This window comes from Bacillus sp. EKM420B (assembly GCF_011065565.1).
GTDB classification, from domain to species: domain Bacteria; phylum Bacillota; class Bacilli; order Bacillales; family Bacillaceae; genus Bacillus; species Bacillus velezensis.
The window spans coordinates 610,287-621,966 of record NZ_JAAMNX010000001.1; the positions used below are offsets into that span (position 1 = coordinate 610,287).

The 11,680-nt window shown below is 46.8% G+C and carries 9 protein-coding genes; 8 read left to right on the top strand and 1 reads right to left on the bottom strand.

Going from position 1 to position 11,680, the window contains the following annotated elements:
- Nucleotides 1-4 precede the first annotated feature (4 nt).
- From G9F48_RS03085 to pyc, 3 genes are all read left to right on the top strand, one after another.
- The gene (locus tag G9F48_RS03085; RefSeq protein ID WP_003154494.1) at nt 5-286 is read left to right on the top strand and encodes a YlaN family protein; all 282 of its coding nucleotides are present in this window, start codon (nt 5-7) and stop codon (nt 284-286) included.
- Between the two features lie 206 nt (nt 287-492).
- Nucleotides 493-1,704: an FtsW/RodA/SpoVE family cell cycle protein gene (locus G9F48_RS03090; RefSeq protein ID WP_165409014.1), complete on the top strand. Its 1,212-nt coding sequence runs from the start codon at nt 493-495 to the stop codon at nt 1,702-1,704.
- A 75-nt stretch (nt 1,705-1,779) separates the two neighbouring features.
- Entirely contained in the window at nt 1,780-5,226 is a 3,447-nt protein-coding gene (gene pyc / locus G9F48_RS03095) for a pyruvate carboxylase (protein ID WP_165409015.1), read from the top strand.
- 96 nt (nt 5,227-5,322) lie between these two features.
- Here pyc and ctaA read toward each other — a convergent pair whose 3' ends face one another.
- Nucleotides 5,323-6,249: a heme A synthase CtaA gene (gene ctaA, locus G9F48_RS03100; RefSeq protein ID WP_156735080.1), complete on the bottom strand. Its 927-nt coding sequence runs from the start codon at nt 6,247-6,249 to the stop codon at nt 5,323-5,325.
- A gap of 343 nt (nt 6,250-6,592) precedes the next feature.
- On the opposite strand from ctaA, the gene cyoE reads away from it, so the two are divergent.
- The 5 genes from cyoE to ctaF all read left to right on the top strand — a co-directional run bounded on the left by cyoE (nt 6,593) and on the right by ctaF (nt 11,656).
- A complete protein-coding gene (cyoE, locus tag G9F48_RS03105) occupies nt 6,593-7,510 on the top strand; it encodes a heme o synthase (RefSeq protein WP_003154486.1) in 918 nt (305 codons plus the stop codon).
- 217 nt (nt 7,511-7,727) lie between these two features.
- Nucleotides 7,728-8,798 (top strand): cytochrome c oxidase subunit II, encoded by a 1,071-nt coding sequence (coxB, locus tag G9F48_RS03110; RefSeq protein ID WP_165409016.1) that lies wholly within the window; start codon nt 7,728-7,730, stop codon nt 8,796-8,798.
- Nucleotides 8,799-8,829: 31 nt separating this feature from the next.
- On the top strand, nt 8,830-10,698 hold the full coding sequence (gene ctaD, locus G9F48_RS03115) for a cytochrome c oxidase subunit I (RefSeq protein ID WP_165409017.1): 1,869 nt from the start codon (nt 8,830-8,832) through the stop codon (nt 10,696-10,698).
- The gene (ctaE, locus tag G9F48_RS03120; RefSeq protein WP_165409018.1) at nt 10,698-11,321 is read left to right on the top strand and encodes a cytochrome c oxidase subunit III; all 624 of its coding nucleotides are present in this window, start codon (nt 10,698-10,700) and stop codon (nt 11,319-11,321) included. Before ctaD ends, ctaE begins: the two co-directional genes overlap by 1 nt.
- Nucleotides 11,322-11,323: 2 nt before the next feature.
- Nucleotides 11,324-11,656, top strand: coding sequence for a cytochrome c oxidase subunit IVB (gene ctaF / locus G9F48_RS03125; protein ID WP_015388278.1), 333 nt, complete (start codon nt 11,324-11,326; stop codon nt 11,654-11,656).
- Nucleotides 11,657-11,680 lie beyond the last annotated feature (24 nt).

Below are 11,680 nucleotides of genomic sequence, written 5' to 3' on the forward strand. Positions count from 1 at the left end.
ACTTTTGGCTTCAGAGATTATAGTTGACCATCAGCAGAAAGCATTCGAGCTGTTGAAGTTAGATGCTGAGAAGATTTTGAAGCTGATCCGAGTACAAATGGATAACTTAACGATGCCTCAATGTCCTCTGTATGAAGAGGTCTTGGATACTCAGATGTTCGGACTGTCGAGGGAAATCGATTTTGCTGTCCGCCTGGGATTAGTTGACGAAAACGACGGCAAAGAGCTGCTGGACAGACTTGAAAGAGAACTGTCTGCTTTGCATGACGCGTTTACAGGAAAATAAATGATCAAACTCAAACTATTCAACGGTTTGGGTTTTTTTATAACCGTAAACCGTTTTTTTTTGCATCTTCTTTTCGTAAGACGGTCTCTTAATCTGCATTTCATCCGAAAAACTATAAAGAAACTGCGTAAATTGTTTATGAATTATAGTAAAATATAATACGCAATAGGTATTAAACGTAAGCTTTAAGCAGGAAAGAGGATGTTATGTTTAAAAGAATGTTAAAATCTTACGATTATTCATTGATATGCGCTATCATTCTGCTGTGCAGTTTCGGGTTGGTAATGGTATACAGCTCAAGCATGATTACCGCCGTTATGCGTTACGGCGTGAGCAGCGACTATTTCTTTAAACGGCAGCTGTTCGCCGTCATCGCGGGGTTTGTGCTGTTTATTATCGCGGCCGTTTTTCCGTACAAAGTGTTCGCCCATCAAAAGATTCAGAAAATCATACTGCTTGCGTCAGTGGCTGCGCTTTGCGCGCTGTTTGTTTTCGGACATGTTGCCGGAAATGCGCAAAGCTGGTTTAAAATCGGCGGAATGGCCATTCAGCCGGGGGAATTTGTCAAGCTGACCCTGATACTGTATCTTGCCGCAGTGTACGCAAAGAAACAAAGCTACATCGATCAGCTTTTGACGGGGGTTGCGCCGCCGGTGATCGTCACCGTAGTCATTTGTGCGCTTATCGCTATTCAGCCCGACTTCGGAACGGCGATGATTATCGGTCTGATCGCGTTTTGCGTCATTATGTGTTCGGGATTCAGCGGAAGGACCCTGCTCAGGCTGGTTCTCATGGCGGGAATCGTATTACTCCTTGTCAGCCCGATCATCTATCTGAAATGGGACGATATTTTGACACCCGGGCGTATGAGCCGGTTTGAAAGCCTTGAAAATCCATTTAAATATGCCAGCACATCAGGCCTGCAGATTATAAATTCGTATTATGCAATCGGCTCAGGCGGTTTTTTCGGTCTCGGTCTTGGAGAAAGCATTCAAAAATACGGTTATCTGCCTGAATCGCATACAGACTTTATTATGGCGGTTATTTCAGAGGAGCTCGGCATTTTCGGCGTCCTGTTTGTCATTTTGCTGCTGGCTTTTGTCGTGTTAAAAGGTTTTTATATTGCGAGAAAATGTGAAGATCCGTTCGGAAGCCTTTTGGCAATCGGGATATCCAGCATGATTGCGATTCAGACCTTTATCAATCTCGGCGGTGTCAGCGGTTTAATTCCGATCACAGGTGTTCCGCTGCCGTTTATCAGCTACGGGGGCTCATCAATGTTTTTGTTATTAACGAGCGCCGGTATATTGGTGAATGTCAGCATGCATGTCAAGTACTCAGAAAAGAAGAAAAAGAGGGAGCCCGTTCCGTCTAAAGGGGTAAAAAGACGGCAGACGGAAAAATCTGTGTATCTCTAAAAAACAAGTGTATACACAGGGCGGATATTCCTTTATTATAAACTACATATTTATTAGGCCAAGGGGGAGAAAAGTTTGTCACAACAATCCATCCAAAAAGTGTTAGTAGCAAACAGGGGAGAAATTGCGATCCGGATTTTCCGGGCGTGCACAGAATTGAACATCAGAACGGTAGCCGTTTATTCAAAAGAAGATTCGGGCTCCTATCATCGCTATAAAGCGGATGAAGCTTATCTTGTGGGCGAAGGCAAAAAACCGATTGACGCGTATCTTGATATTGAAGGGATTATTGAGATCGCAAAAAGAAACGGCGTAGATGCCATTCATCCGGGCTACGGATTTCTCTCTGAAAATATCCAATTTGCGAGACGCTGTGAAGAAGAGGGCATCGTATTCATCGGACCGACGTCAGCGCATTTGGATATGTTCGGAGATAAAGTAAAGGCGAGGGAGCAGGCGGAAAAAGCCGGTATCCCCGTTATTCCGGGGAGTGACGGACCGGCTGAAACATCAAAAGATGTCGAACAATTCGCAAAAGTCCACGGATTTCCGTTTATTATTAAAGCATCGCTCGGAGGCGGAGGCCGCGGCATGAGAATCGTCCGAAGCGAAAGCGAATTGAAAGAATCGTTTGAGCGGGCCAAATCAGAAGCGAAAGCCGCATTCGGAAATGATGAAGTGTATGTTGAAAAACTGATCGAAAATCCTAAGCATATTGAAGTTCAGGTGATCGGAGATAAAGAAGGCAATGTCGTTCATCTGTATGAGCGGGACTGTTCCGTTCAGAGACGCCATCAAAAGGTGATTGAGGTGGCGCCGAGTGTATCTTTGCAGCCTGAATTAAGGGACGAAATCTGTGAAGCGGCTGTGGCGCTTGCGAAAAATGTCGGCTATATCAACGCGGGGACCGTGGAATTTCTCGTAGCGGGCGGTGAATTTTACTTTATTGAAGTGAACCCGCGCGTACAAGTGGAGCATACGATTACGGAAATGATAACGGGGGTTGATATCGTTCAGACGCAGATTCTCGTCGCGCAGGGCCACGGACTGCACAGCCGCGCCGTCAATATCCCAGAGCAGAAAGACATTTTTACAAACGGGTATGCGATACAATCACGTGTGACCACTGAAGATCCGCTGAATGACTTTATGCCTGACACGGGTAAAATTATGGCTTACCGCTCAGGCGGCGGCTTCGGCGTCCGCCTTGATACGGGAAACAGCTTCCAGGGCGCCGTCATCACGCCTTACTATGATTCACTGCTCGTCAAGCTGTCGACATGGGCGCTGACGTTTGAACAGGCATCAGCGAAAATGGTCCGCAACCTGCAGGAATTCAGGATCAGGGGCATTAAGACCAATATTCCGTTTCTTGAAAACGTGGCAAAGCATGAAAAATTCCTGACGGGCCAATACGACACATCGTTTATCGACACAACGCCTGAGCTGTTTGTTTTCCCAAAACAGAAGGACCGCGGAACAAAAATGCTTTCCTATATCGGCAATGTCACGGTGAACGGTTTTCCGGGAATCAGGAAAAAAGAAAAACCTGCATTTGATAAGCCTCAGACCGTTACGTTAGGTATCGGGGAAAAGCCGGCAAGCGGTACGAAACAGATCCTTGATGAAAGAGGCGCTGAGGGGCTTGCAGACTGGGTGAAAGAGCAAAAATCCGTGCTCCTGACCGATACAACGTTCAGGGATGCCCATCAGTCCCTGCTTGCAACCCGGATCAGATCCAATGATTTGAAAAAAATCGCGAATCCTACGGCTGCCCTGTGGCCTGAACTGTTCAGCCTTGAAATGTGGGGAGGCGCGACATTTGATGTAGCGTACCGTTTCTTAAAAGAAGACCCTTGGAAACGCCTTGAAGATCTTCGTAAGGAAGTGCCGAACACATTGTTCCAGATGCTCCTTCGTTCATCAAATGCCGTCGGTTATACAAACTATCCCGACAATGTCATCCAAAAATTTGTCCGGCAGTCAGCGGAGTCCGGTATTGACGTATTCCGGATCTTTGACAGCCTGAACTGGGTAAAAGGGATGACGCTGGCCATCGATGCCGTCCGTGAAACCGGAAAAGTGGCGGAGGCTGCGATTTGTTACACGGGAGATATTCTTGATAAGACCCGGACGAAATATGATTTGCAATATTATCTTTCTATGGCGAAAGAGCTTGAGGCGTCTGGTGCGCACATTCTCGGCATTAAAGATATGGCCGGTCTTTTGAAACCTCAAGCCGCATACGAACTTGTCTCAGCGCTGAAGGAAACGATTGATATTCCTGTTCATCTTCACACGCATGATACGAGCGGCAATGGCGTCTTTCTCTATGCCAAAGCTGTTGAAGCGGGTGTGGACATCGTGGATGTCGCCGTCAGCTCAATGGCGGGTCTGACTTCACAGCCGAGCGCAAGCGGATTTTATCATGCGCTTGAAGGAAACAGCCGCCGTCCTGAAATGGATGTCCGCCAGGTGGAAAGACTGTCACAATATTGGGAATCCGTCCGTCAGTATTACAGTGAATTTGAAAGCGGGATGAAGTCTCCGCATACTGAGATTTATAATCATGAAATGCCGGGCGGCCAGTACAGCAATCTCCAGCAGCAGGCAAAAGGAGTCGGCCTGGGCGATCGCTGGAATGAGGTGAAAGACATGTACAGCGTCGTCAACCGCATGTTCGGCGACGTCGTGAAAGTAACACCTTCTTCCAAAGTCGTCGGAGATATGGCGCTTTACATGGTGCAAAACAATTTAACAGAACAAGATGTTTATGATAAAGGCGAAACGCTTGATTTTCCGGATTCAGTCGTTGAGCTCTTTAAAGGGCAGATCGGCCAGCCGCACGGCGGATTTCCGGAAAAACTGCAAAAGCTCGTTCTGAAAGGACAGACGCCGATCACGGTAAGACCGGGTGAGCTGCTTGAACCGGTATCTTTTGAAGGCATTAAAGAAGAATGGAAAGAAACGCATCAGATGGAATTGAGTGATCAGGACGCAATCGCGTATGCTCTTTATCCGAAGGTGTTTACTGAATATGTTAAAACGGCTGAACGCTTCGGTGATATTTCCGTATTGGACACACCGACTTTCTTCTACGGCATGACACTTGGTGAAGAAATCGAAGTGGAAATCGAGCGCGGAAAAACGCTGATCGTGAAGCTTGTATCTATCGGTGAACCGCAGCCAGATGCGACACGTGTCGTTTATTTCGAATTGAACGGCCAGCCGCGCGAGGTGGTCATTAAAGATGAAAGCATTAAATCGTCCGTGCAGGAAAAATTAAAAGCAGATCGGACAAACCCAAGCCACATTGCGGCATCTATGCCGGGAACAGTCATTAAATTGTTAACGGAAACCGGGGCAAAGGTGAATAAAGGCGATCATCTGATGATTAATGAAGCGATGAAAATGGAGACGACGGTACAGGCGCCGTTCTCCGGGACGATACAGCAGATTCATGTGAAAAACGGTGAACCGATTCAGACAGGCGATTTACTGATCGAAATTGAAAAAGCGTAAAAAATGAACATAAAAAACCTGATCCGCCCCGTGTGCGATCAGGTTTTTTATATGTGAAAAGGCCGAAGCTCTGATGCTTCGGCCTTTTCGTGTGCCTCAGATGTTCCGCTGTTTTGATTCATAGCGGAAGCGGGCGATTAATAATAAGAAATAGCATAAGACGCCGAACAGACCGGCAATAAAGAGCGAATGGGCAAGTGCAAAGCCGGTGGCCATTTCTGAATAAACAACCATGATTCCGGACAGCGCCTGTAATACAACAAAGGCAAGAGCCGCTATCCAGCCCCCGAGAATCTGTTTTTGGTCTTTGTAGGAGCGCACCGCATGCGCAAAAGCGACAAGAATCCATACGAACAGAAGCAGCGCTGCCGTTCTGTGGCCCATCTGCACCCATTCCTGAAAATGGGACGGAAGCCCGTGATTCAGCCTGCTGCAAAGCGGAACGTCAGGGCAGGCAAGGCTTGATTTCGTATGGCGCACATAAGCCCCCGTATAAACGACGATATACGTGTAAATCGAAAGGCCGATCATATGAAACTGCATTGTCCTGCCGATTCTGAGCGGCTTGACGAGCTTTTTGTCTGATTTATCAGCTTCAAATATGAGCAGCGTCAAAATCAGAACAGAAGCGAAAGAAATCAGCGATATGCCGAAATGAAGCGCCATAACGAGCGCATTTGATCCGAAAACAACCGCTAATGCGCCGAGAAGCGCCTGTAAAAATAAAAAGATAATGGACATAATGGCGAGAAAGGTTGTTTCACGGAAAACAGGCGTGACTTTTCTCCATGCCCAAAAAGCGAGACTCAGCACGAGAACGATTGAGACACCGCTTGCGAGTCTGTGGCTCCATTCAATGATAGAAGCGGCGTTAAGCTCCGGGAAAAACCGGCCGTGGCAAAGCGGCCACTGCCTTCCGCATCCGAGACCCGATCCTGTTTTTGTGACAAGAGCGCCGCCGATCAGCACGACGAGCATAACGAATGTCGTCAGCACGCCGAGCGCTTTCAAAGCTTTATTCATTTTACATTCACCTTCTTAACAAACTGGACAAAATGATATACGTACCAAGTGTAAGCGAATATGTGTTTTGTGGCAATTCTCAATTCTGTTTGTTCACAAAAATATAATAGAATCAGGACTTCTTAGATAATGGGGTTGATTATTCCAGATGGGTCTGATAGAAATAAAGTAACCGCTTTATTATGAAACCGGCGGATTTGGTAAAATTCATAAAAAGTTCACAAATAAATTCCTGTTTCTCGTTTAATATTTAAGAGGATGTTTTTTTACAGGTCATTATCTTGTATGATAGAGTTGCAGGTCTTAAAAAACCTGCTTTAGGTTTGTAAGGGAGGTTTACGTTATGGCTAATTCCAGAATTTTAAACGATACAGCTATAGACGGACAGATTGAAGAGACGACGGCATGGAAGGATTTCCTTTCGCTTATCAAAATAGGAATCGTCAATTCGAATTTAATTACGACTTTTACCGGCATGTGGCTTGCGTTACATATATCCGGTCTGAGTTTTTTAGGCAATTTAAACACCGTGCTTCTTACATTAATAGGATCTTCTTTGATCATCGCCGGTTCTTGTGCGGTTAACAACTATTACGACCGTGATATTGATCATTTAATGGAACGCACGAAAGTAAGACCGACGGTAACCGGAAAGATTCAGCCGAATCAAGCGCTGTGGTCAGGAATTTTACTCATTGCTTTAGGACTTATCATGCTTTTGATGACCACCGTGATGGCAGCAGTCATCGGTTTTATCGGCGTGTTTACGTACGTTGTTCTTTATACAATGTGGACGAAACGCCGTTATACGATTAATACGGTTGTCGGAAGTGTATCAGGCGCCGTGCCGCCGTTAATCGGCTGGACAGCGGTTGAAGGGCACATCGGTGTTGTCGCGTGGGTTTTATTCATGATTTTATTCATCTGGCAGATTCCGCACTTTTTAGCGCTTGCGATTAAAAAGACGGAAGATTACAGAGCAGCGAATATTCCGATGCTTCCGGTAGTGCACGGCTTTGAAGTGACGAAAAGACAGATTATCGTCTGGGTCGCATGCCTGCTGCCGCTTCCGTTTTTCCTCGGCAGTCTCGGTCTTCCGATCGTCATTCTCGGCACTTTGCTGAATGTCGGATGGCTTGTTCTCGGACTGATGGGATTCCGCATGAAAAACATCATGAAGTGGGCAACCCTTATGTTTGTCTATTCGCTTAACTACATGACCATTTATTTTGTAGCGATGGTGGTCTTCACACTGTTTTAATTGAATAATGAGCTTGTTTGATCGCCAAAACAAACAATGACAACTAGTAAACGCCGCCTTGACCTTTTGTTTAATCAGGCGGCTTTGCTTTTATACATAGATGGAATTTTAAGTAAAAAATCTCATATTTTAAGAAATGAGGAAATGAAGTATTTCGGCTGGAAGCAGATTTACTGCTTATGCATCTCGTACTGATTCAAAAAAGGGGTTGGGTGAAATGTTAAAGCGTTGGCGTCTTTTATCATTATTAGCCTTAGTGCCGCTTTTATTGAGCGGCTGTGGAAAACCGTTTCTGTCCACACTCAAGCCTGCCGGCGAAGTGGCTGATAAACAATATGATCTGACGGTGCTCAGCACACTTATCATGGTTGTGGTCGTTGCGGTCGTAGCAGTTATTTTCTTTTACGTCATTGTGAGATTCAGACGGTCGCGTATAGGGGAAGACACGATACCGAAACAGGTGGAGGGGAACCGTTTTTTAGAAATCACCTGGACCGTTATTCCGATCCTGCTTTTGATTATTCTTGTCATCCCGGTTGTCATCGATACATTGGCGCTAGCGGATACGTCGCCGATGGATAAGAAAAACCGTAAAGCAGAGGATGCGCTCGTGATTAATGTAAGGGCGAATTTATACTGGTGGGAATTCGAGTATCCTGATTACGGGTTTGTGACAAGTCAGGAGCTGATCGTTCCCACAGATGAACGCGTCTATTTCAAGCTGAAGTCCTCAGATGTGAAACACTCTTTCTGGATTCCGTCAGGGGGGGGGAAAATCGATACGAATACGGATAATGACAATACTTTCTTTCTGACCTTCGATTCTAAACGCAGCAAAGAAGCGGGAGAATATTTCTTCGGAAAATGCGCAGAGCTGTGCGGACCTTCACATGCGCTGATGGATTTCAAAGTGAAACCGCTGCCGTCAAAAGAATTTAAACAATGGACGAAAGCGATGAAAAATTATAAGCATACAACAGATTCCGGTTTAGCCGCGCAAGGAGAAGAGCTGTTTAAGGAAAAAAACTGCCTGAGCTGTCATGCGGTTGAGCCCAATGATAAACGGGCTGAAGCGGCAAGAACGGCTCCGAACCTCGCTACCTTCGGTGAACGGGTCAAAGTGGCCGGTATTAAGGATGCGAATAAAGAGAATATAAAAGCCTGGCTGAAAAATCCGGACAGCATTAAACCGGGCAATAAAATGACAGGCACTTATCCGAAGCTCTCGGACGCTGAAACGGATGCGCTGTATGAATATTTAAAAGGGCTGAAAGCGGAGAACAAGTGAGGACAGGGAGATATCAGGGGGGAGGTCGCAAATGATGAATACGCTTACAGGACAGCAAAGAAAAAGCTCTTTACTTTGGGATTATTTGACGACGGTTGACCATAAGAAAATCGCGATTTTATATATGATCGCCGGGGGATTTTTCTTCGTCGTCGGCGGACTTGAGGCCATGCTTATCAGGATTCAGCTCTTGAGGCCGGGGAACGATTTTATGGGTGCTCAGCAGTTTAATGAAATTATGACGATGCACGGCACGACAATGATCTTCCTGGCGGCGATGCCGCTGTTATTCGGGCTGATGAACGCGGTTGTGCCGCTGCAGATCGGGGCGCGTGACGTATCATTCCCATTTCTGAATGCGCTCGGATTTTGGCTGTTTTTCTTCGGAGGCATCTTTTTGAATCTGAGCTGGTTTTTAGGGGGCGCTCCTGATGCAGGCTGGACGTCGTACGCGTCGCTTGCGCTGAATTCGAAAGGGCACGGCATAGACTTTTTCGTGCTCGGCCTGCAAATATCAGGCTTAGGGACGCTCATTGCGGGGATCAATTTTCTCGCCACAATTATTAATATGAGGGCGCCGGGTTTGACGTATATGAGACTGCCGCTGTTTACGTGGACGACATTTGTGGCGTCGGCTCTCATTTTATTCGCATTTCCTCCGCTCACCGTCGGTTTGGCGCTGATGATGCTGGATCGTTTGTTCGGAACGAATTTCTTTAATCCTGAATTGGGCGGCAATACGATTATCTGGGAGCATCTGTTTTGGATTTTCGGGCATCCGGAAGTATACATTTTAATTCTTCCCGCCTTTGGGATTTTTTCAGAAATCATTCCCGTATTTGCGAGGAAACGTCTGTTCGGTTATTCGTCTATGGTCTTTGCGATCGTGCTGATCGGCTTTCTCGGGTTCATGGTATGGGTTCACCACATGTTTACGACGGGACTCGGACCGATCGCTAATGCGATATTTGCGGTTGCGACGATGGCGATCGCGGTGCCTACCGGCATTAAAATTTTCAACTGGCTTTTGACCATCTGGGGAGGAAACGTCAAATTCACGACGCCTATGCTGTATGCCGTCGCCTTTATTCCCTCTTTCGTACTCGGAGGAGTCACAGGTGTCATGCTGGCGGCCGCAGCGGCAGATTATCAGTTCCACGATACGTATTTTGTCGTAGCGCATTTCCACTACGTCATTATCGGCGGCGTTGTGTTCGGCATCCTGGCGGGCGTGCATTTCTGGTGGCCGAAAATGTTCGGGAAGGTGCTTCATGAAACGATGGGGAAAATTTCGTTCGTCTTATTTTTTATCGGGTTTCATCTTACCTTCTTCATTCAGCATTTTCTCGGCTTGATGGGAATGCCGCGGCGCGTTTACACATATCTGCCCGGCCAGGGGCTTGATACCGGCAACCTGATCAGTTCAATCGGCGCGTTTTTCATGGCGGGCGCGGCTGCTTTACTCGTCGTCAATATTATTTATACCTCAATAAAGGGGAAATACGTCGGGAACGACCCGTGGCTGGACGGTCGTACGCTTGAATGGGCGGTCTCTTCGCCGCCGCCGGAATATAATTTTAAACAGCTTCCGTTTGTCCGGGGACTTGACCCGCTGTGGATTGAAAAGCAGGCCGGAAATGAAGTGATGGCGCCTGCAGAGCCTGTAGAGGACATTCATATGCCGAACGGCTCCATCATGCCGTTTATCATATCTTTCGGGCTGTTTGTCGCAGCGTTCGGGTTTTTATACCACTCCGATTATTCATGGGGGCTTCCGGTTATCTTCATAGGGCTCGGCATCACATTCTTTACCATGCTGCTTCGCTCTGTGGTCGATGATTACGGCTATCATATTCACAAAGAAGATCTGCCGAATGATGATAAAGGGGTGAAGGCGTAATGCAGCTGCAGGAAAAAATGACGGCTGAAACCTTTCCGGCTTCTCCTGAAAAAGCAACGCTGGAGGGGAAAAATAAGTTTTTGGGATTTTGGCTGTTTCTCGGCGGCGAAACAGTTCTGTTCGCCTCGCTATTTGCGACATTCCTTGCTTTACGGGAATCAAAAGCCGGAGGGCCGTCAACGGCTGAGATGTTTGAGCTGCCGATCGTGTTTATCGCGACGATGCTTCTTTTGACGAGCAGCTTAACGAGTGTGTATGCGATGTATCATATGAAAAATTTCTCCTTTAAAAAAATGCAGGTGTGGCTTCTGGTTACCGTATTATTGGGAGCGGGATTTTTAGGGGTTGAAATCTATGAATTTATGCATTACACTCACGAATTCGGCTTTACCATTACAAGCTCTGCGCTCGGCTCAGCGTTTTACACGCTCGTCGGCACACACGGAGCACACGTGGCGTTCGGGCTGTTGTGGATCAGCGTGCTCATGATCCGGAATGCGAAAAGAGGGCTCAGCCTTTATAATGCGCCGAAATATTATGTGGCCAGCTTATATTGGCATTTTATCGATGTCGTGTGGGTCTTTATCTTTACCGTTGTATATTTGATGGGGATGGTGGGATAACGATGGACGATAACAAAAACAGAGGGACTGTCAGTACGGATCTCGAATATCGGAGAAGGAAAAATGCCGAGGAGATGAAATATCAGGTCATATCCTTCGGCTTGATGATCGGCCTTACGCTTGTCGCGTTTTTGACGGTGGCTGCAGACGGCATTGCCGGATGGTTTACGATGCCGTTTCTGATCCTGCTTGCGGTCATTCAGGTCATCTTTCAGCTGTTTTACTTTATGCATATGAGCCAGAAGGGGCATGAAGCGCCGTCATTATTTCTGTATTCGGGAATATTTGTCGCGTTTATCACCGTGCTTGCATTTGTCACGATTATTTGGTGGTAATCGGGGCGGCGGGGAGTGAGAGAT